Annotated in this window: 20 protein-coding genes; 14 read left to right on the top strand and 6 right to left on the bottom strand. The window is 62.8% G+C overall.

The window, feature by feature from the left end:
- Positions 1 to 60: 60 nt before the first annotated feature.
- From htpG to CSQ95_RS19055, 3 genes are all read left to right on the top strand, one after another.
- Positions 61 to 1,980 (top strand): molecular chaperone HtpG, encoded by a 1,920-nt coding sequence (htpG, locus tag CSQ95_RS19065; protein ID WP_099410641.1) that lies wholly within the window; start codon positions 61 to 63, stop codon positions 1,978 to 1,980.
- Between the two features lie 148 nt (positions 1,981 to 2,128).
- Positions 2,129 to 2,518 (top strand): hypothetical protein, encoded by a 390-nt coding sequence (locus CSQ95_RS19060; RefSeq protein WP_070219819.1) that lies wholly within the window; start codon positions 2,129 to 2,131, stop codon positions 2,516 to 2,518.
- Entirely contained in the window at positions 2,515 to 2,880 is a 366-nt protein-coding gene (locus CSQ95_RS19055; protein ID WP_070219818.1) for a hypothetical protein, read from the top strand. The genes CSQ95_RS19060 and CSQ95_RS19055 overlap by 4 nt, the downstream gene beginning before the upstream one ends.
- Here the strand turns inward: CSQ95_RS19055 and CSQ95_RS19050 are convergent.
- Entirely contained in the window at positions 2,857 to 3,588 is a 732-nt protein-coding gene (locus CSQ95_RS19050; protein WP_099410640.1) for an alpha/beta fold hydrolase, read from the bottom strand. The genes CSQ95_RS19055 and CSQ95_RS19050 overlap by 24 nt on opposite strands.
- A gap of 143 nt (positions 3,589 to 3,731) precedes the next feature.
- Here CSQ95_RS19050 and CSQ95_RS19045 point away from each other — a divergent pair, with 143 nt between their 5' ends.
- Positions 3,732 to 4,769, top strand: a complete 1,038-nt coding sequence (locus CSQ95_RS19045; protein ID WP_070288860.1) for a hypothetical protein — start codon at positions 3,732 to 3,734, stop codon at positions 4,767 to 4,769.
- A 14-nt stretch (positions 4,770 to 4,783) separates the two neighbouring features.
- On the opposite strand, the gene CSQ95_RS19040 is transcribed toward CSQ95_RS19045, so the two are convergent.
- From CSQ95_RS19040 to kynU, 5 genes are all read right to left on the bottom strand, one after another.
- Entirely contained in the window at positions 4,784 to 5,803 is a 1,020-nt protein-coding gene (locus CSQ95_RS19040; RefSeq protein WP_099410639.1) for a hypothetical protein, read from the bottom strand.
- Positions 5,804 to 5,805: 2 nt separating this feature from the next.
- A complete protein-coding gene (locus CSQ95_RS19035; protein ID WP_143450009.1) occupies positions 5,806 to 7,911 on the bottom strand; it encodes a toxin-antitoxin system YwqK family antitoxin in 2,106 nt (701 codons plus the stop codon).
- 69 nt (positions 7,912 to 7,980) lie between these two features.
- Positions 7,981 to 8,526 (bottom strand): alpha/beta hydrolase, encoded by a 546-nt coding sequence (locus CSQ95_RS19030; RefSeq protein WP_070219811.1) that lies wholly within the window; start codon positions 8,524 to 8,526, stop codon positions 7,981 to 7,983.
- A gap of 14 nt (positions 8,527 to 8,540) precedes the next feature.
- Positions 8,541 to 9,413 (bottom strand): tryptophan 2,3-dioxygenase, encoded by an 873-nt coding sequence (kynA, locus tag CSQ95_RS19025; RefSeq protein WP_099410637.1) that lies wholly within the window; start codon positions 9,411 to 9,413, stop codon positions 8,541 to 8,543.
- A 20-nt stretch (positions 9,414 to 9,433) separates the two neighbouring features.
- Positions 9,434 to 10,684, bottom strand: a complete 1,251-nt coding sequence (gene kynU, locus CSQ95_RS19020) for a kynureninase (protein WP_099410724.1) — start codon at positions 10,682 to 10,684, stop codon at positions 9,434 to 9,436.
- Between the two features lie 606 nt (positions 10,685 to 11,290).
- Here kynU and flhD point away from each other — a divergent pair.
- The 10 genes from flhD (at position 11,291) to CSQ95_RS18970 (ending at position 21,151) form a co-directional block, all read left to right on the top strand.
- Positions 11,291 to 11,608: a flagellar transcriptional regulator FlhD gene (gene flhD, locus CSQ95_RS19015; RefSeq protein WP_010396649.1), complete on the top strand. Its 318-nt coding sequence runs from the start codon at positions 11,291 to 11,293 to the stop codon at positions 11,606 to 11,608.
- A 109-nt stretch (positions 11,609 to 11,717) separates the two neighbouring features.
- Entirely contained in the window at positions 11,718 to 12,278 is a 561-nt protein-coding gene (gene flhC / locus CSQ95_RS19010; RefSeq protein WP_070219809.1) for a flagellar transcriptional regulator FlhC, read from the top strand.
- 105 nt (positions 12,279 to 12,383) lie between these two features.
- Positions 12,384 to 13,145, top strand: a complete 762-nt coding sequence (locus tag CSQ95_RS19005) for a cyclopropane-fatty-acyl-phospholipid synthase family protein (RefSeq protein WP_099410636.1) — start codon at positions 12,384 to 12,386, stop codon at positions 13,143 to 13,145.
- 218 nt (positions 13,146 to 13,363) lie between these two features.
- On the top strand, positions 13,364 to 14,224 hold the full coding sequence (motA, locus tag CSQ95_RS19000) for a flagellar motor stator protein MotA (protein ID WP_070219712.1): 861 nt from the start codon (positions 13,364 to 13,366) through the stop codon (positions 14,222 to 14,224).
- A gap of 58 nt (positions 14,225 to 14,282) precedes the next feature.
- Positions 14,283 to 15,260: a flagellar motor protein MotB gene (motB, locus tag CSQ95_RS18995; RefSeq protein WP_046684787.1), complete on the top strand. Its 978-nt coding sequence runs from the start codon at positions 14,283 to 14,285 to the stop codon at positions 15,258 to 15,260.
- A 46-nt stretch (positions 15,261 to 15,306) separates the two neighbouring features.
- Entirely contained in the window at positions 15,307 to 15,855 is a 549-nt protein-coding gene (locus CSQ95_RS18990; protein WP_070219714.1) for a chemotaxis protein, read from the top strand.
- Between the two features lie 83 nt (positions 15,856 to 15,938).
- On the top strand, positions 15,939 to 16,304 hold the full coding sequence (locus CSQ95_RS18985; RefSeq protein WP_034758362.1) for a response regulator: 366 nt from the start codon (positions 15,939 to 15,941) through the stop codon (positions 16,302 to 16,304).
- A gap of 43 nt (positions 16,305 to 16,347) precedes the next feature.
- Positions 16,348 to 18,549: a chemotaxis protein CheA gene (gene cheA / locus CSQ95_RS18980; protein WP_099410635.1), complete on the top strand. Its 2,202-nt coding sequence runs from the start codon at positions 16,348 to 16,350 to the stop codon at positions 18,547 to 18,549.
- 30 nt (positions 18,550 to 18,579) lie between these two features.
- Complete coding sequence (locus CSQ95_RS18975) at positions 18,580 to 19,086, top strand: chemotaxis protein CheW (protein ID WP_034758356.1); 507 nt, start codon at positions 18,580 to 18,582, stop codon at positions 19,084 to 19,086.
- 343 nt (positions 19,087 to 19,429) lie between these two features.
- Positions 19,430 to 21,151 (top strand): methyl-accepting chemotaxis protein, encoded by a 1,722-nt coding sequence (locus tag CSQ95_RS18970; RefSeq protein ID WP_099410634.1) that lies wholly within the window; start codon positions 19,430 to 19,432, stop codon positions 21,149 to 21,151.
- Position 21,152: the final 1 nt, after the last annotated feature.

The following is a 21,152-nucleotide window of genomic DNA, read 5'->3' as shown; positions in this document are numbered from 1 at the left end:
TCGCTTGTACCATCCCCAACTCCGTAGAATCCGTCCCATCCACAAGACTATGAGGTAAAAATGGCTGTCTCCGAAAAGCAAACCCTGGGTTTTCAGACCGAAGTGAAGCAAATGCTGCACCTGATGATCCATTCCCTGTACTCGAACAAGGAAATCTTCCTGCGCGAATTGATCTCGAACGCGTCCGACGCGGCCGACAAATTGCGCTTCGAAGCGATCGATAACGACGCCCTGTACGGCAACGATCACGAATTGAAGATCAAGGTCAGCTTCGACAAGGATGCGCGCACCATCACCATTTCCGACAACGGCATCGGCATGACCCGCGACGAGGCGATCTCGCACCTGGGCACCATCGCCAAGTCGGGCACCAAGGAATTCTTCGGCAAGCTGTCGGGCGATCAGCAGCAGGACGCGGCCCTGATCGGCCAGTTCGGCGTGGGCTTCTATTCCGGCTTCATCGTCGCCGACAAGATCACCGTCGAAACGCGCCGCGCCGGCGTGGACGCTTCCGAAGGCGTGCGCTGGGAGTCGGCGGGCGAAGGCGATTACAGCATCGAATCGATCGACAAGCCGTCGCGCGGCACGGACATCATCCTGCACCTGCGCGAAGGCGAGGACGAATTGCTGTCGAGCTGGAAGATCAAGTCCATCATCCGCAAATACTCGGACCATATCTCGCTGCCGATCGTGATGCAGAAGGAAGAGTGGGACGACGAGAAAAAAGAAACCGTCCTGAAGGACGAATTCGAAACCGTCAACCAGGCCAGCGCCCTGTGGGCTCGCAACAAGGCCGACATCACGCCGGAACAGTACGACGAATTCTACAAGCACGTGTCGCACGACTTCCAGTCGCCGCTGACGCACACGCACAACCGCGTGGAAGGCCGCAGCGAGTACACGCAGCTGCTGTACATCCCGGCCAAGGCGCCGTTCGACATGTGGGACCGCAACAAGCGCGGCGGCATCAAGCTGTACGTCAAGCGCGTCTTCATCATGGACGATGCCGAGCAGCTGATGCCGACCTACCTGCGCTTCGTGCGCGGGGTGATCGACTCGGCCGACCTGCCGCTGAACGTGTCGCGTGAAATCCTGCAGGAGTCGCGCGACGTCAAGGTCATCCGCGAAGGCTCGACCAAGCGCGTGCTGGGCATGCTGGAAGAACTGGCGAACGCGGACGAGCAAGAGAAGAAGGACAAGTACGCCATCTTCTGGAAGGAATTCGGCCAGGTGCTGAAAGAGGGCATCGGCGAGGACGCGGCCAACAAGGAGCGCCTGGCCAAGCTGCTGCGCTTTGCCTCGACGGCCAACGACAGCGACGAGCAAATCACTTCGTTCGCCGACTACGTGGCGCGTATGAAGGAAGGCCAGGACAAGATCTATTACGTCACGGCTGACAACTACGCCGCCGCCAAGAACAGCCCGCACCTGGAAATCTTCCGCAAGAAGGGCGTCGAAGTGCTGCTGCTGACGGACCGCGTCGATGAATGGATGCTGTCCTTCCTGCAGGATTTCGAAGGCAAGGAACTGGTCTCCGTCGCCAAGGGCGGCCTGGACCTGGGCGCGCTGGAAGACGAGGCGGAAAAGAAAGAGCACGAAGAAACGGAAACCTCGTACGCCGACCTGGTGGGCAAGATGAAGACCGTGCTGGCCGACAAGGCCAAGGACGTGCGCGTGACATTCCGTCTGACCGATTCGCCAGCCTGCCTGGTGGCCGATGAAAACGAATTGTCGGGCAACCTGCTGCGCATGCTGAAGGCGGCGGGTCAGAGCGCGCCGGAATCGAAGCCGATTTTGGAAATCAACCCGAACCACCCGCTGGTGACGCGTCTGAAATACGAGGACGCGGAAGGTGGCAAGTTCGGCGACTGGGCCAACATCCTGTTCGACCAGGCCATGCTGGCCGAAGGCGGCTCGCTGGCCGATCCGGCCAGTTTCGTCAAGCGCCTGAACGAGTTGCTGCTCAATACGGCGAAGTAATCGCTTAGCTGCAAACGTCATCAAGCCGGCCTTTTCTGCACGAAAGGGCCGGCTTTTTTTATGCTACAGTGCGCGATTATTTTATTTTATGGAAATAGCAATGGCGCATTGCCCGGCATGTGACAGTTCCAATATTCAACGTCTCTCCATGGTGCATGCCTCCGGCATTTCCGGCACCTCTACCCATATCTCGGGCAGGATCGATGGTGATTTCATCCACGGTCATGCGCATACGCGCAGCCAGACCTTGTTGTCGCGCCAGGCCGCCGGGCCGACGATGCAGACCCACCAGAAAGTGGGGCTGATCGTGTTGGGCGTGATCATTTTTGTCATCGCCGCCGTCATCTTTTACCAGGCTGGCGCAAATGGCCTGTTCTGGATCTTCGTAGCAGGGGGTGTCGTCTCCGTCGCCTTGTCGCAAACGTCCTTCGTCGCCAATTGGGACAAGGAGGCCGCCGCCTTGCAGGATAAATATGCGCGTACCTTCATGTGCCATGCCTGCGGCCACCGCTTCATTCCTGTACTGAAGCAACCGTGAAAATCCGCCTGATGGCCGGCCTGGGCGCGCATGCGCTGGGCTGCCTGCTGTTTATTGTGTTGAGCTGGCTGGGGTTTTATTTGTACACGCAGCTGTTCGGCAGCCTCGGCTCGCGCGGCGTGGCGGGCGGCCTGGCCTTGCTGCTGGTGTTTTACGTGTATGCGGGCACGAATCTGCTGCTGGCACTGCTGCCGCCCGGCAGGGTGAAACCGCTGCTGTGCGGCTTGCTGGGCGCGGCCGTGCTGGCGTATCTGCTGCCCCAGCATCCGCTGCGGGCCATCTACTTCAGCGTGCTGGCGGGCGGCTTGAGCTGGCTGGCCGTGCTGGCCAGCGCGCGTTTAAGCGGATACCTGCGCGGCTGACAGGCCCGTAATGAAAGCGGCGACAGCGACGGCGGCCGCTTCCGGCGCCGCCTGCAGCAGCATGTGCGGCGCGGCGATGTCGACCAGCTGCGCGCCCGCTGCCTGCCGCAGTATCTGCACGGCGTTCGCCGGCGGCACCAGGCGGTCATGGCGGGCGCGCAGATACAGCACGGGCAGGCTGCCGCGCGCGAAGCTGCGCGAGGCGTCGATTTCCAGCACGGCGCGCAGGCGCTGGCGCAGCACGCTGGGCGGCACTTGCGCGAGTGCCGCCGCCAGTTCCGCCTGCAGGGCCGGCGTCGCATACGGCGCCAGCAGCGCCTGGCGCAGGGCGAAGCCGGGCAGGGTGCCAAAGGGCACCAGGCCGAGCAGGTGGCGCAGGGGCGCGAGCATCGGGCGCGGATTGCGCACGAACGAACAGCACAGGATCAGGGCTTGCATGCCGGGCGGCGGATCGGCGCGCAAAGCTGACCCCAGCGGTCCCGAAAACGATTCGGCCAGCACGATGAAAGGGCGGTCCTGCGGCAAGCGCGCGCGCACGAATGCTTCCAGCGCCGCGTAATCGAGCGGCGCGGCCGGGTAGGCGATGGCCTGGGTGTCGATGGCGCTCTGCGCGCGCAAGGCGGCGTCAAAACGGTGGAAGAGCCGTGCCGTGCCATCCATGCCGGGCAGGAGGACAAGCAGTGTCGAGGCGTGGGGTGGTGTCGTCATTGCTGCCATCATAACAGCCGCACCGGCGCACCTGCCGTCCGCCTGCCGCACGGCATGGGGACTGGCGCCATGCTAGAATCGCCGGCGCGCCATGTGTGGCCAGTGGCCACTGGTAGCGGCAAAATCCCCCGACAGACAGAATCATGCATATCATCTTTTCGAATTACCGCACCCTGGGCGGCGCCTTGCTGGCGGCGGCCTGCCTCCTTTCCCAGCCTGCCCGCGCCACGGCGGCGCCCTTGGCACCGGCCGGGAAAAGCCTGTCGTCCCTGCTGGCCGGCGGTCCCTTGCCGCGCCTGAGCGAAGACTCGCAAGTGCGCGCGGCCCTGTTCGATTTCTTCGGTTACGCGCGCGGCAGCTACACGGAAAACGATGAATTGCTGCTGGCGCAGGCGCTCGAAGCGATCAGCGAAAAGCGCGACGCCACGCGCGCCGTGCTGGCCGATGGCCGCCAGTTGCTGGCGTCGATGAACGACCGCAAGCAGGGCCGCGAACGGGGCGCCATGCTGCTTGACAAGCGCGGCGTCATCATCGCCTTTGGCCTGGTGAACGGACATTGCCGCCTGGAGGGGCAGCCGCTGGCGAAAGTCTGCAATCCCGATCCGAATGCCGTGCTGACGGTATTCCACCGCAAGGGCATGCTGGTCGGGGATGCTGCACCCCTGCTGGCCTGGGCCCGGCAATTGCCGCCCATGCTGGCGCTGATCGCGGGCGACAAGGAAGCGGGCGCCGATGGGCAGAAGATCGCCAGCGTCGAATACGTGCTGGCGCAGCCGGCCCTGCCGGGCTGGAACCGCGCCCAGCTGCCGCCCGCGTATCCGCCGGCGCTGCTGCCGCTGCTGCTCGATAAATCCACGGTGCTGACGTCGGCCGGCGCCGGCGTGTTTGCCTATCCGCTCACGCTCAAGGGCAAGAAGCAGAATAATGTGCTGGACCATGCGGAAGGCCGCCCGCCGCGCGACCTGGAAGTGGCACTGCGCAGCTATGCCAGTTTCGACACGGTGGTCGAGCGCTACCGCCAGCTGGCCAAGGGCGCCAGGCTGCAGCGCAACGAGCGCACGGCCTACCTCGATGGCGACATGGGGCAGGGCAGCTACCGCGTCTACATCCGCAATACGGGCGCGGACGGCGTGATGATCGACGTGGCGCTGTGGCAGCGCAGGCTGGCGGCCAGCCGCTGATTTCAGCGTCGCTTTTAGGGTGCTGAGGTGTAGCCTAGCTCCGCCAACCGCGCGGCGATGGCGTCGTCGCGCGTTTTCCTGCCGGTGCGCAGGCGCGCATGCGTCAGGGATGCGGGCAAGCCATGCGCCAGCAACGCGTCGATGTCGAGCATGGTCTCGGATGCCGACAACTGGCGCAGGGCGGGCAGGATAGCCAGGCCGGGCAGGCTGTCGAGCGTCTTGCAGGTGTGCAAGTTCAGGCGTTCGAGCACGGAATTGGCCCCCAGCGCGATCTGCCGCAGCTTGATCTGGTCTTCCACCCATAGCGCCTGCAACAGCGGGAAACGGCCGATATCGCCCAGCGTTTCCAGCCCGCGCACGCGTATCACTTCCAGTTTTCTCAGCAGCGGCGCCTCGATGTGTGCGAGCGATTCGCGGCCGCCCAGTTGCAACAGCAGCCTGTCCAGGCGGCTCATCTCCGAGATGAAATCCAGCGGCACGGTGTTCTTGATGCGGTACAGCGACAGGTCATGCAGCGCCGGCAGGCTGGCCAGGGTCTCGATATGCTGGCTGTGGCCTTCGATGACGAGGCTGGCCAGGTGCGCATACTGGCGCAGGGGCGCCAGGTCGATATTGTTCCTGGCCGATTCGCCCAGGTTCAGGTATTCGAGGGCGCGCAAATTGTCCAGTTGCAGGATGTCGCCTTGCGCCAGCTCGTACACGCCCAGGCTCAGACGCTTCAGGTGCCGCAGTTCGCCCAGCGCTTCCAGATGGATGGCTTGCCGGTGGCAATCGATGGACAGGCTGGCCACATGCGGCAGCGCGCGCAGGATGCGGGCATCGAACACCCTCGGGTCGTAGCCGTAGATGCGGATGGTCAGCGCCGTGCCGCAAGTGGCGGCCAGGGCGTCGAGGTCGGCCAGCAGCGGCGCTGGCTCGGCCAGGGTATTGAACTGCACCAGCACCTCTTGGCCGCCCGCGATAGCGGCGCGGATCGCCCCGGCATCGATGCGCTCGGGATTCTGGATGCGCTGCGGCTGTCTTGCTTGCGTCATCGTCACAGTCCTATCGGGTAGTCGACTTTCCTGGGAGGAGGGCAGCCTTCCGGTCCCGGGAACGTCTGCTTGCCCGTGTCGTCGTAGCGCTTGCCGCACTCGACGAGCACGCGCTTGCGGAAGGTGTAGATGCTGGCCACCTTGCCGTTCGGGTGGTAGCAGATATTGTCGCCATCGCGGTCGGCAGAAGCGTAGCTGATCATGGTCTGGCCGTTGACCGTGCGCGTGCTGTGGCCGCTGCGCGGCTCCGTGCATTTGAGCTGGCCGCTTTCATAGTATGCGTTGACGACGGAGGTGTCGGCGGCGCGGTCGACCAGCAGTTCATCCTTGCGCTTGCCGTTCGGGTAGTTCGAATAGCCTTCCTGGCGCTGGCCGTACTGGAAGGCATAGTAGTACTGCGGCTTGCCGTCCGGGTAGTACATGTGGTGGTACTCGCACACGTCGTCGCGCGTGCTGCCATACTCCTTGAAGGTGCAGCGGTGGATGTCGTTGAGCAGCTGGCCGTCTTCATAGTATTCGCGCAGGTGCGTGAGCAGGCGTCCCTGGTCGATGACGGCCAGGCGTTCCGGCTTGCCGTTCGGGTAGTAGCGCGCATCGAGGCCCTGCTTCTTGCCGTTGTCCCACAAGGTGTCGAGGCGCAGGATCTTGCCGCTGTCGTCGAACGCCTGTTCGCGCCCGTCCAGCTGGCCGTTGCGGTAGGTGGCCGTGTAGACAACGTATTCCTTGCCGGCCGGACCCAGGTAGCGCGTGCGGCTGCCATCGAGCACGCCGGCCTGGTAATGGTCGCGCACGCGCAGCGCGCCTTGCGCATCCGTGTCGATGGCTTCGCCCTGTTTTTTGCCTTTCACGAAAGTGACGCTTTGCGTGACACCGTCCTTGAGCTTGAGCTTCCATGGCCCGTCGCGCAAGCCGTCGATAAAGCTGCCGTCGCCGTCTTCCGTGATCCACGCGCCGTGGCGCGCGCCGTTGACGTAGTTGCCGCGCGTGCGCACTTTGCCGCCCATGCGGCGTTCGTGCGGGCCGTTCAGCTGGTCGTCCGCGTAGGTATCGAAGCCCGTCACTTCCTCTTCATCGGCATAGTTGACGACCGTCCAGCGGCCTTCGCGCTTGCCGGCCCGGTACATGCCGCTCTCGCTCTGTTTGGGATAATTGAAGTACCACATGCCTTCCTGCAGCCCGTTGACGAAATGGCCTTTTTCGCTGCCTTCGTGCATGCCTTCGCGCACCCACAGTCCCTGGCGCTTGCCCTTCGCGTACTGACCCCGCTCCACCACCGAGCCGTCGTCCCAGGCCAGGCTGTAGATGACGGACGGACCGTCTTCGCTGCCCGTGAACTGCTGCGGCGCCGTCTCCCACGTCACTTGCCACAGGCGGTAATTGGGCAGGATGCCGGCGCCCGCGTCGCTGTACAGCGTGTAGCTGGCCGTGAGAAAACGCTCGCCTTTTTTCAGGAAGGTTTTTTTGTAGGTGATGGCATCCTTGCCGCCGGGCGCCACGGGCTTGCCGTCATCGCTGTAGTAGCCGACGATGGTGCCTTGCGTATGGTCGATGGCGTCGAAGTCCGCATTGCCGCTCTTGCCGCGCGCGACGCTGTAGTCCATCGGCGCCAGCTTGGCCAGCGCGGCCTTGAGCTGGCCCGCGTTGGGAGCGGCGCTTTGCGCCACGATGCGGTTCAGGGCCGGCTGCAAGCCGTCGAGGCGCCGGTACTTGCCGGAGCTGCGGTGGTAGCGGTAGGCGCGCAGGCCGTTCTTGCCGTCCTGGCGGAACAGCACCAGCATGGTTTGCACGCTGCTGTCCGATTCCTTGTCCAGCGATGCATAAAAGACGGAGCGGATGACGGCGTTGCCGAACTGGTCGAGCAGGAAGGTTTTCGAAGCGCTGTTCGTGCACTCGCAGTAATAGCCGTTGACGCCCTCTTTTTCCTTGAGAAAAGCGATGTCGAGGCCGCTGTCCTGCGATGCAGTGATGGCGGGATGGGCGAGGATCTTGCCTTCGTAGAAGGGCGCGCCGTGGGCGAGGGCGGAGCAAAGCAGCAAGGGCAGGAGAACTGGCAAGAGCGGACGTTTCATCGTGAGGCTGGCGCCGGGGCGCCGCAATGGAAAGGCCACGATTCTGCCTGCGTTCTTACTTGTGGGCAAATGCGGGCGCGTCTATCGTGCGCGCATGCGCGCCCCGGTTCAGGGCTGGTGCGCGGCGCAGAAGTCCAGCAGCAGCTGTTCGCCGTCCGGCCAGGGGCCGTAGCCGGCGTCGCCATTGATATGGCCGGCGTCGCCGATCATGGTGAAGTCGCTGCCCCAGGCGGCGGCAAACGCGCGTGCCCGCGCGAAGCTGACGTAGGGATCATCGCCGCTGGCCACTACCAGGCTGGGAAACGGCAAGGCTTGCAGCGGCATGGGAGAGAAACCCGTGGTGCCGGACGGGTAGGACGGCGCTTCCACATCGCTGGGGGCGACCAGGAAGGCGCCGGCGATCCTGTGCGGCGAGCCGCTGGCCGCCCAATGGGCCACCAGCGTGCAGGCCAGGCTGTGCGCGGCCAGCACGGGCGCCCGCTCGCAGGCGGCGATGGCGCGGTCGAGCTCCGCCACCCATTCGTCCTTGTCCGGCGTCTGCCATTCCCGGTGCGGCACGCGCGACCATTGCGGGTGGCGCGCTTCCCAATGGGTTTGCCAGTGCTGCGGCCCGGAATTCCACAGGCCGGCCAGGGTCAGGACGAGAGGCGACATCGAGGCTCCTTAAGTTATAACTCAGTGCGCAGGGCGAATAGTTCCGGGAACAATACCACGTCGAGCATCTTGCGCAAATAGCTCACGCCCGCCGTGCCGCCCGTGCCCGTCTTGAAGCCGATGATGCGCTCGACCGTCGTCACGTGGCGGAAGCGCCAGAAGCGGAAGGCCGTTTCCAGGTCGACCAGCTTTTCGGCCAGTTCGTACAGGGCCCAGTGTTTCGACGGGTCGCGGTAGACTTCCAGCCACGCCGCCTTGACCGAGGCGTCGGAGGCGGTGGGAAGGGTCCAGTCGGCGTCCAGGCGCTCGGGAGCGATATGCAAGCCACTGCGCGCCAGCAGCTTGATGGCTTCGTCGTAGACGGACGGCGTGCGCAGGGCGGCGTCGAGTACCTTGTAGGTATCGGGCGCCGTCGTGTGCACGTTGAGCAGGGCGGCGTTCTTGTTCCCCAAAATGAACTCGATTTCACGGTACTGGAAGGACTGGAAGCCGGACGAGGCGCCCAGGTAGGGCCGGATGGCCGTGTATTCGGGCGGCGTCATGGTGGCCAGCACGTCCCAGGCATGGACCAGCTGGTCCATGATGCGCGCCACGCGGGCCAGCATTTTAAACGCGGGCGCCAGGTCGCCGCTTTGCAGGTTGGCGCGCACGGCGTGCATTTCGTGCAGCATCAGCTTCATCCACAATTCGCTGGTCTGGTGCTGCACGATGAACAGCATTTCGTTGTGGTTCGGCGACAGCGGATGCTGGGCCGTCAGGATGCGGTCCAGCGCCAGATAGTTACCGTAGCTCATCGACTCGCTGAAATCCATCTGCGCGCCATGCCACTGCGCATCCTGGCCGCCGGCATGCATGGGGCAGCCGCTGCTGTTTTCTTCTTTGCTCATGGTGTTCTCTTGGTCCGGGGTCAGGTGACGGCATCGCGCTTGGCGGCGATGTCGTAGTCTTGGGTGTCGAGGATGTCGCGCAGGATTTCCACCGCGTCCCACACGTCGGCAAAGCTCGTGTACAGGGGCGTAAAACCGAAGCGCATGATGGCCGGCTCGCGGTAGTCACCGATTACGCCGCGCGCGATCAGCGCCTGCATCACGGCATAGCCATGCGGGTGCGTGAAGCTGACCTGGCTGCCGCGCCGTGCATGCTCGCGCGGCGTGACGAGGCCCAGCGGATGGCTGGCGCAGCGCTGTTCCACCAGTGCGATGAACACATCCGTCAGGGCCAGCGACTTGCGGCGGATGGCTTCCATGCTCGTTTGCGCAAAGATATCGAGGCCGCATTCGACGAGTGCCAGCGAGACAATCGGCTGCGTGCCGCACAGGGCGCGCGCGATGCCGTCGGCCGGCGTGTAGCCCGGGTCCATGGCAAACGGCGTGGCGTGGCCCCACCAGCCGGACAAGGGCTGGCGGAAGCGCACCTGGTGTTTTGCCGGCACCCAGATGAAGGCGGGCGAGCCCGGGCCGCCGTTCAGGTATTTATAGGTGCAGCCGACGGCCAGGTCGGCGCCGGCGCCGTTCAGGTCCAGCGGCACGGCGCCGGCCGAATGGGCCAGGTCCCACAGCGCCAGCGCGCCTTGCGCGTGGCAATGGCTGCTGATGGCGGCCATGTCGTGCTGGTAGCCGGTGCGGTAATTGACGTGCGTGAGCATGGCGACGGCGCAATCGGCATCGATGGCTTGCCCCAGTTCGTCCGGGCTGTCGACCAGGCGCAGCTGGTAGCCCCGGTCGAGCCAGGCGGCCAGGCCTTGCGCCATGTACAGGTCGGTGGGGAAGTTGCTGCGTTCGCTGACGATGATGCGTCGCGCGGCCTGCGCGGGATCGCTCGCCTGCATCTGCAGGGCGGCGGCCAGGGTCTTGAACAGGTTGACGGAGGTGGTGTCGGTGATCACCACTTCACCAGTCTGCGCGCCGAGCAGCGGGGCCAGGCGGTCGCCCAGGCGCTTGGGCAGGTCGAACCAGCCCGCCGTATTCCAGCTGCGGATCAGGTCCGCGCCCCATTCGGCCGTGATGACGTGCTGGGCGCGGGCCAGCGCCGCTTTCGGCCGCGCGCCCAGGGAATTGCCGTCGAGGTAAATCACGCCTTGCGGCAAGTCGAATTGCTGGCGCAGGGGCGCCAGGGGATCGTCGAGGTCGCGCGCGCTGCAGTCATGTCGAGAAATCATGGTGGCTTTCATGTTGATACTTGTCTCAATGGCGCAATATTGCTTGAAGCTTAAAGTATTGTGCGGGAGCAGGCAGTGTAGCAAATCCGCGCCGGAAAGCGGAATTTCCACCCTGGCTGCAGCGTGAAAAGAGCCTGCCTGCGGGGCGTCAACGAAAAAAATCACGATTTTTAAAAATATTTTCAAATCGCCCTAAAGTTTCGCCAGACGCCGCCGTCAACGATTACATGAACGGTGTCAAACCGGCCAAAAAAGAATGCGGGTCTTTGAAATATTTTTCGAAAAAGCCCTAAAGTTCCTGCCAAGGCGGCCGTTATCTAGGTAGACAGGCTTGATTCCGATCAAGTTGTTGTAAAAAAGTGATATTTTTTACAGGCCCAAAGTCGGGTAAGCCCGTCACAGAGCCAACCTCCCACATCCGCGCCGTTGCTGGCGTGCGACCATGATCGAGCAGTGTTTGTCAGACAAACACCTACGATCCCATCCGCTATTGCCCGACCAAAAATACAGCGCTACGCCTCTGTTGCATTTAATGTTGCTCCTGCAGAATGTATCTCACTGGCAACACACAACGCCAGCTGAATTCAACGGATTGAGGAGATGGAAATGACTGCTAACGACATGATGGCTGAGATTCGCGACGCTAACCTGAGCTACCTGATGCTGGCCCAGCAAATGATTCGTGCGGACAAGGTAACGGCCATCTTCCGTTTGGGCATCGCCGCCGACATCGCCGAACTGATCGAAGGCATGAGCAATGCGCAGATCCTCAAGCTCGCTGGCGGCAACATGATGCTGGCCCGCTTCCGCTTCGACGACAGCGCCATCCTGGGCATGCTGACGAACTACAATAAAGACCGCTCGCTGGCCCAGTCGCACGCTGCCATCCTCATGGCCGGCCAAGGCGTCGAAGAAATCGCTTAAGGTTGCCATCAAACGTCCATGGCGGCGTTGCATTGCCCTGAACATTTTGCCGGCAACCTTATCAGTCAGTATCAGTTAGTCAGTATCAGTCAGTCGCGGAGTACACAGCATGGCCAAGAAAAGTGTCGTATCGGAAGCGCAGGAAATCCAGCTGGCCATCGAATTGATACAGCTGGGCGCACGCCTGCAACTGCTGGAGACGGAAGTCTCGCTGTCGCGCGAGCGCCTGCTGAATCTGTACAAGGAATTGAAGGGCGTCTCGCCGCCCAAGGGCATGCTGCCGTTTTCCACCGACTGGTTCCTCACCTGGCAACCGAATATCCATTCCTCGCTGTTCATCAACATCCATAAATTCCTCGTCGACCACGCGGGCGCCACGGGCATCGAAGCCGTGATGAAGGCGTATAAGCTGTATCTGGAACAGATGCCGCCCGAAGCGGGCGAAGAGCCCCTGCTGTCGTTGACGCGGGCCTGGACCCTGGTGCGCTTTTTCAGCAGCAAGATGCTGGACATGGCGCCCTGCGGCAAGTGCGGCGGCAAGTTTGTCGTCAACTGCCTCGACCTGAACGCCGATTATGTGTGCGGCCTGTGCCACATGCCTTCGCGCGCCGGCAAGACCAAGAAGGCGCGCGATGAAGCGGCCGCTGTTGCGCCGGGCGCGGTTGTCTGAGCCCTGCATAAGACAGAAAATAAGCCGGAGCCGGTCGCCTGACCGCACTCCGGCTTTTTCATGTCGTCATCGCTTACACTGGCGTTTTCCTTCTCTGACTACCCCATGCTGCAACAAATCCTGCGCGCGCCCGCGCTCAAGGCCATCCTGATCCAGGTGCTGGCCTTTCCCTTGATGTTGCTATTGGTATATGGCCTGGCGCGCGCGGGCGCGGCCATGTCGCTGCCGGCCGTGGCGCTGGTGCAGGGCGTGCTGGCGGCGCTTCTTACCTGGCGCGCGGGCCTGGCCCGCTGGTGGTGCGCTATCGGCCTGCTGTTTGCGCCCGCCTTGCTGGGCGCCAGCCTGCTCGACTGGCCTCCGGCCGTGTTCCTGGCGGCCTTTGTTTTCCTGTTGAGCCTGTACTGGTCCACGTTCCGCACGCAAGTGCCGTTTTATCCGTCGGGGCCGAAGGTGTGGCAGGCCGTGGCCGAGCTGATCGCGGACCGTCCCGGCGTGCGCCTGGTCGATATCGGCAGCGGCCTGGGCGGCCTGGTGCTGGACCTGGCGCGGCGCCGGCCCGATGGGCAGTTTTCCGGCATCGAGCTGGCGCCGCTGCCCTGGCTGGCCAGCCGCTTGCGCGCGCGGCTGGCGGGCAGCCGCGCGCGCTTCCTGCGCGGCGATTACGAAGCGCTCGACTTCGGCCGCTACGATGCCGTGTTTGCCTACCTGTCGCCGGCGGCGATGGCGGCCCTGTGGAATAAGGCGGAAAAGGAAATGTTGCCCGGTAGCATGCTTCTTAGTTACGAATTCCGGATTGCGGCACGCGAGCCCGATAAGACCATCGCCGCCACAGAGGGTGGTCCTTTGCTTTACATATGGTGCTTTTAAGCAATTGTCTGCGTTATTTGCTTGCCCGTGGGGCAATCTCACGTTATTGTAGTTCCACACGGCATTTTCTCGGATTTGCATTGAAAAGCAGCACATTTCAATTAACTTCCGGTTGCTTTTTTGCCGCAGTCTTTACTGGCGGCGCAGCCGCCAAAAGACAGGAACAGGTTTGAACATGCCAGGCATACAGCCGCGGCCATTATTGGGAGTCAGGGCACTTGTTAGTCATAATCGGATACATCATCGTCTGCGCCTCGGTCTTTGGCGGCTTCGCAATGGCCGGCGGCCATCTGGCGGCGCTGTTCCAGCCGCTGGAGTTGCTGATGATCGGCGGCGCCGCCCTGGGCGCCTTCCTTGTTGGTAACAATAACAAGGCCATCAAGGCAACGATCGCCGCCTTGCCCAGCCTGTTCAAGGGATCGCGCTATACCAAAGACCTGTACATGGAACTGATGTCGCTGTTGTTTGAAGTGCTCAGCAAGGTGCGCAAGGAAGGCTTGATGTCGATCGAAGGCGATATCGACAAGCCGGAAGAGAGCCCGCTGTTTTCCAAGTATCCGGCGGTGCTGGCCGACCACCACATCGTCGAATTCATGACCGATTACCTGCGCCTGATGGTATCGGGCAATATGGATGCGTTCCAGATTGAAAACCTGATGGACAACGAAATCGAGACGCACCATCACGAAGGCGCCGTGCCGGCCCACGTGATCGCCAAGGTGGGCGACGGCTTGCCCGCGTTCGGTATCGTCGCCGCCGTGATGGGCGTGGTGCACACGATGGAGTCGGTGGGCATACCGCCGGCCGAGCTGGGCATGCTGATCGCGCACGCGCTGGTCGGCACCTTCCTCGGCATCTTGCTGGCCTATGGTTTCGTCGGCCCGCTGGCCAGCCTGCTGGAGCAGAAGCTGGAAGAGTCGAGCAAGATGTTCCAGTGCGTGAAAGTGACGCTGCTGGCCAGCCTGAACGGCTATGCGCCGGCGCTGGCCGTGGAATTCGGCCGCAAGGTGCTGTTCTCGACCGAGCGCCCGACGTTCAATGAGCTGGAAGACCACATCAAGAAATCGAAAACGAAGTAAGCAGTGAATATACGCCTGGACACCATGAGTCATTTGCAGCACACGGAAGGGGGACGCCATGGCCGATGAAGGCATGCGCCCGATTATCGTCAAACGTATCAAGAAGACGGCTGGCGGACACCATGGCGGGGCGTGGAAAATCGCCTACGCCGACTTTGTCACGGCCATGATGGCCTTCTTCCTGCTGATGTGGCTGCTCGGCTCCACCTCGAAGGGCGACTTGAACGGCATTTCCGAATTCTTCAAGACGCCGTTGAAAGTGGCCATGGCGGGCGGCTCCGGCAGCGGCGAAAGCAATTCCGTGATCCAGGGCGGCGGCCAGGACCTGTCGCGCCAGGATGGGCAGGTGCGCAAGGCGCAGGAAGAGCAGCAGCGCAAATCGTTCGACCTCAATTCCGCCAAGGCGGCGCTCGAACGCGAGGAAGGCAAGCGCCTGCAGGCGCTCAAGGCGCGCATCGAAGCGACCATCGACGCCAATCCCCTGCTGAAAAAATACAAGAACCAGCTGCTGCTCGATATTACCAGCGAAGGCTTGCGCATCCAGATCGTCGACGAGCAGAACCGTCCGATGTTTGCGCTCGCCAATGCGAACCTGCAACCGTACACCAAGGAAATCCTGCACGCCATCGGCTCCGTGCTCAATGAAGTGCCGAACCGCATCGGCCTGTCCGGCCATACGGATTCGACGCCCTATATGAGCGATGCAGGCTACAGCAACTGGGAATTGTCGGCCGACCGCGCGAATGCGTCGCGGCGCGAACTGGTGATCGGCGGCATGAAGGAAGAAAAAGTCTTGCGCGTGGTGGGACTGGGCTCGGCCGCCCACCTGGACAAGCTCGATCCCTTCAATCCGATCAACCGGCGCATCAGCATCATCGTCATGAACAAGCGCACGGAGGAAAATGTCTTGCGCGATGGTTCGGCGATCGAGCTGCCGGTGACCGATGCCGCTTCCGCCGCTGTCGCTTCAGGGCTGGCTGCCGGTGCGCCGCCCGCGGCGGCGCCAGTCCCGGCCCCGGCAGCGGCGAAAAAATAACACGCAAGGCTGTCGACGCGTGGTGTATTGAAACAATGAGACCTTTATGACAAGAAAGAAAATACTTGGCTCGCATGTAAAACGCCTGCTGTCTGGCGTGTCGGACCATGGCCGCAAGCACTTGACGGAGGTGGAAACCGACCTGGTGCAGACCGGCATCTTGCTGGAAGAGGCGATCGAGAAGCTGTCCTTCAATTTCATGGCGATACACGCAGCCGTCGCTGCGCAGCAAGACACTATCGCGCTGCTGCTCGACGGCGGTATTCCGGCCGAGCAGCAGCGCGAAAAACTGCTGGCGTTGCAGGATGAGGTGGGGGGCTATGTGAATGCCGCCATCACCAGCATGCAGTTTCAGGACATGACGAGCCAGCTGATCGAGCGCACCCTGAAGCGCGTGACGGGCTTGCGCGAGTTCCTCGGGACCCTGGGCGAGCATGGCGCGGAGATGTTGCCGGAGAGCGACAATGAAGAAATTGTCGCCTTGCTGGGTCGGGTCAGCATGGCGCTGGCGATTCAAAGCCTGGAGTTGCGCAGCGTGCTGCGCAAGGCTGTCAGTCAACAGCATTTGGAAAGCGGCGACATCGAGCTGTTCTAGCATGCCAGTGCGGAGCGCTTGTGGTCGCATGGATTGATTAATCAAATACTCGGGCAGGATGCCCGGAATAAGTGGGAGCAAAGATGGCCAAAACGATACTTGCAGTGGACGATTCCAGCTCATTGCGCCAGATGGTGGCGTTCAGCCTGAAAGCCGCCGGTTACCAGGTGGTGGAGGCCGTGGACGGCCAGGACGGACTGGAAAAAGCCAAGCTGCAAACCGTAGACCTGGTATTGACGGACCAGAACATGCCGCGCATGGATGGCTTGGAACTGATCAAGCTGCTGCGTGAATTGCCGACCTACCAGAAGGTGCCCATCCTGATGCTGACGACGGAGTCGTCGGACGAGATGAAATCGAAAGGCCGTGCCGCCGGCGCCAATGGCTGGCTGGTCAAGCCCTTCGATCCGCAACGCCTGATCGAAGTGGTCAAGAAGGTGATCGGCTGATGCCAGCCGCGCAGCGCAATGATGCAATTGACGGAGTCACCCTATGACCATCGATATTAGCCAGTTTTTTCAGGTCTTTTTCGATGAGGCCGAAGAACTGCTGGCTGAAAAAGAACGGCTGCTGCTGGCCGTTGATATTGCGGCGCCCGACGCCGAAGATCTGAATGCCATTTTCCGCACCGCCCACTCGATCAAGGGCGGCGCATCGACGTTCGGCCTCTCCGACATGAGCGAGGTGACGCACATCCTCGAGTCGCTGCTCGACCGCATCCGCCAGGGCCAGATGGCCCTGACGGCGGAACACGTCGACGCCTTTTTGGCGGCCAAGGACATCCTCAAGATGCAGCTCGACGGCCATCGCCTGGGCAGCGCCGTCGACCAGGATGCCGTGGCCAATGTGCGCATGATGCTGCAGTCGTTCTCGCAGGACGTGCCCGTGGCCGCGCTCACGCCCGTCGCGCCGGCCTTCCACACGGCGGAAAAGGCCGCCGTCAGCCATGCCGGCGGCCACCGCATCCGCCTGGAACTGCCGGCCATGGAGCCGCGCGAAGTCGATGCGCTGGCGGCCGAACTGGGCTTGCTGGGCGACGTCGCCGTATCGAGCCTGCCCGACGCGCGCAAGGTGCTGGAAGTGACGACGCATGAAAGCCTGGACGACATCCTGGCCATCTGTTCGTTCGTGCTCAATCCCGACGACATGGTGATCACGCAGGCGCCGCCACTGGCGCCAGGCGAGGCCGAAGCGGCCCGCGCGGCGCAGGAAAAGGCCCAAGGCTACGGTTTCTTCGACCCGCTGCCAGGCACTCCTGGCGCGCCGGGCGCGGCCGATCCCGGTTACGGCTTCTTCCAGCCGATCGAGGATATCCGCGCCGCCGCCGGCGTGCAGAGCGACGCCGAACAGGGTTACGGATTCTTCCAGCCCCTCGAACAGATTCGCGCAGACGCGGCCAAGGCGGGCAACGCCAGCGCTGCCGCCGCGCCGGCCGTGGCGAACGCCGTGGCCGAAGCGGAGCAGGAAAAGAAACCGGCCAAGAAAGAGGGCGACAAGGCCGGCGCCGAATCGTCGTCGATCCGCGTCTCGATCGAAAAAGTCGACCAGCTGATCAACCTGGTGGGCGAACTGGTGATCACGCAGGCGATGATCGAGCAGCGCGCCAGCGCGCTCGATCCGATGCTGCATGAAAAACTGCTCGACAGCGTCAGCCACCTGACGCGCAACACGCGCGACTTGCAGGAAGCGGTGATGTCGATCCGCATGATGCCGATGGATTTCGTCTTCTCGCGCTTCCCGCGCATGGTGCGCGACCTGGCGACGAAACTGGGCAAGAAGGTCGACTTCATCACCAATGGCGCCGCCACGGAACTGGACAAGGGCCTCATCGAGCGCATCGTCGATCCGCTCACGCACCTGGTGCGCAACAGTATCGACCATGGCGTGGAAATGCCGGCCGCCCGCGTGGCCGCCGGCAAGACCGAGGCGGGACGTCTGTTCCTCTCGGCCAGCCACCAGGGCGGCAACATCATCATCGAAGTATCCGATGACGGCGCGGGACTGAACCGCGAGCGCATCCTGGCCAAGGCTGCGCAGCAGGGCCTGGACGTGTCCGAGTCGATGAGCGACGCCGACGTGTGGCAGCTGATTTTCGCGCCCGGCTTTTCCACCGCCGAAGCGGTCACCGACGTGTCGGGCCGCGGCGTGGGCATGGATGTCGTCAAGCGCAATATCAGCGCCATGGGCGGCGTCGTCGACATCCGTTCGGCCAAGGGTTTCGGCACGACGATTTCCATTTCGCTGCCGCTGACCTTGGCCATCCTGGACGGCATGTCGATCCGCGTTGGCGACGAGGTGTATATTTTACCGCTGGGCTTTGTCATCGAATCGCTGCAGCCAGCCGTTGAGGACATCAAGGACATCAGCGGCAAGGGGCAGGTGGTGAAAGTGCGCGGCGAATACCTGCCCTTGATTCCGCTGTACCAGATGTTCGACATCGCGCCGCGCTTTACCAGTCCCTCGGAAGGCATCTGCGTGATCCTCGAGACGGAAGGGCGCAAGGCGGCCCTGTTTGTCGACGACCTGGTGGGGCAGCAGCAGGTCGTGGTGAAAAACCTCGAATCGAATTACCGCAAGGTGGTGGGCATTTCCGGCGCCACTATCCTGGGCGATGGCGGCGTGTCGCTGATTCTCGATGTCGCCGCTCTGATCCGTTCCTCTCGCCAGTTGGCCGACGAGTCCATTTTTTCGTAATACCGATAGATAAAGATAGGAAAACGCACCATGTCAGATACTCAACAAACATCCGGAAGCAATGCGGGCGACGGCAAGGACATCGCCGGCCGTGAATTCCTGGCCTTCACCCTGGGCTCCGAAGAGTACGGCATCGATATCCTGAAGGTCCAGGAGATTCGTGGTTACGAAGCGGTCACCCGCATCGCCAACGCGCCTGAATTCATCAAGGGCGTGATCAACCTGCGCGGCATCATCATTCCGGTGGTCGACATGCGCATCAAGTTCAACCTGGGCACGCCCGTGTACGACCAGTTCACGGTGGTGATCATCCTGAACATCGGCGGCCGTATCGTCGGCATGGTGGTCGACAGCGTTTCCGACGTCACCACCCTGACGCCGGAGCAGGTCAAGCCGGCGCCGGAAATGGGCACTGCCTTCTCGACCGACTACATGATCGGCCTGGGCACCATCGACGAGCGCATGCTGATCCTGGTCGACATCGACAAGCTGATGTCGAGCAGCGAGATGGGCCTGATCGACAAGCTGGCGGCCTAAGCGGCAGCAAGGCGGCGCCCGGTGCGCCGCCGTTTTAGAACGCAAAGAATCACTACAGATATGCATGTACCGGCGCGGGAAAGTAATCCTCGGGAAATTATTGTGAATTTATGACGAACAGAACCGGATGCTGTGCAAGGCGCCCGCAGCGACGCAGTGCGAGCACTGCTAGCTGCGGGCAACACCGCACAGCGCCGGTTATGGAAGTCAGAAATCATAATAATTTATTGGGGGTTACTTGCCAGAGGCGCGCCGGCAGGCTGCAAGGTCCGACAGAGACCCGGCCACAACACGGCGCCGTCCGGTTGAACGGGCGCCGTTCACATAAATATTGGAGACTGTAATGAGTTTGCGCGATTTCAAGATAGGCACCCGGCTGGGGATAGGTTTTGGCAGCATTCTCGCCATCCTGGTGGTGGTGATCGTTTCGGCGAATGCACTGAATTACCGTAACAAGGCCCAGCTGCTCACGGGGCTGGAGCTGGCAAGCGAAAAGAATACGCAGGCGTCGCAGATGAAAAGCGCGATGCTGGAAACCGGTATCGCCATGCGCAATATCGGCCTGCAGGGCGATGTGAGCCTGATGCAGGCGGAAGAGGGCAAGGTGCGCGAGCAGCGCAAGCTGTACGACGGCGCCCGCGGCAAGCTGGCCACCTTGGGCCTGTCCGATGGCGAGAAGGCGCTGCTGGCCAATATCGCCAAGGTCGACGGCGAAGTCGATGCTGCCTTCAAGGAAGCGATGGGACAGGTGCTGGCGTTTAACAGCGAGGGTGCGGCGAAGGTGATCGCCACCCGCATCGATCCCTTGAACAAGACGACCCTGGCCGATATCAACAAGCTGCTCGACTTGCAGCACGTGGCGCAGCAAAGCTTCATGGACGACTCGCTGGCGGCCGATGCACGCCTGATGATGGTACTGTTCATCCTGGGCGGAGCGGCCGTGGCGATCGGCGCCTGGTGCGCCATCTTCATCACGCGCTCGATCACGGTGCCATTGTCCGGCGCAGTGGCCGTGGCGCAGAAAGTGGCGGCCGGCGAGCTGACCTCGCGCGTGGTGGTCGAAGGCAAGGATGAAACGAGCGCGCTGCAGCAGGCGCTCAAGGACATGAACGAGAGCCTGGTGCAGACGGTCAGCGACGTGCGCACCGGGACGGACACCATCACCGTGGCGTCGCGCGAGATCGCCAGCGGCAATGCGGACCTGTCGGCGCGCACGGAAACGCAGGCCAGTTCGCTCGAAGAGACGGCGTCGTCGATGGAAGAGCTGACGTCGACCGTGAAGCAGAACGCGGACAATGCGCGCCAGGCCAACCAGCTGGCCGTGTCGGCGTCGTCGGTGGCGGAGCAGGGCGGCAAGGTGGTGTCGCAAGTGGTCGATACCATGGGTTCCATCAAGGACAGTTCGCGCAAGATCGTCGACATCATCGGCGTCATCGACGGCATTGCGTTCCAGACGAATATCCTGGCGCTGAATGCGGCCGTCGAAGCGGCGCGCGCAGGCGAGCAGGGACGCGGTTTTGCGGTGGTGGCGTCGGAAGTGCGCAATCTGGCGCAACGATCGGCCGGCGCGGCGAAGGAAATCAAGGGCTTGATCGGCGACTCGGTCGACAAGGTCGATGCCGGCAGCCGTCTGGTGGACGAGGCGGGGCAGACCATGGGTCTGATCGTCACGTCGATCCGGCAGGTGGCCGACATCATGGGCGAGATCACGGCGGCGACGCAGGAGCAGAGCCACGGCATCGAGGAAGTGAACCAGGCCATCGCGCAGATGGACCAGATGACGCAGCAAAATGCGGCGCTGGTCGAGGAAGCGGCGGCGGCCGCCGAAAGCATGCAGGACCAGGCGCAGAAACTGGCCGACGCCGTCAGCATCTTCAAGCTGGACGGCGAGAGCGCGGCGCCGGCAGCCATGCCCGCGTCCGCGCCTGTAGTCAAGGTGGCGGCACGGCCGGTACCGGGTGTGGCGGCAACTACACGGCGGGTGGCAACGGCGGCGCAAGCCGGCACGCCACCGCCCGCGAAAAAGCTGGCGGCGGCCGGCGGCGACGATTGGGAAGAGTTCTGAC

Source organism: Janthinobacterium sp. BJB304 (assembly GCF_002735765.1).
GTDB lineage: Bacteria > Pseudomonadota > Gammaproteobacteria > Burkholderiales > Burkholderiaceae_D > Janthinobacterium.
This window is presented reverse-complemented; position numbering and strand designations above follow the sequence as displayed.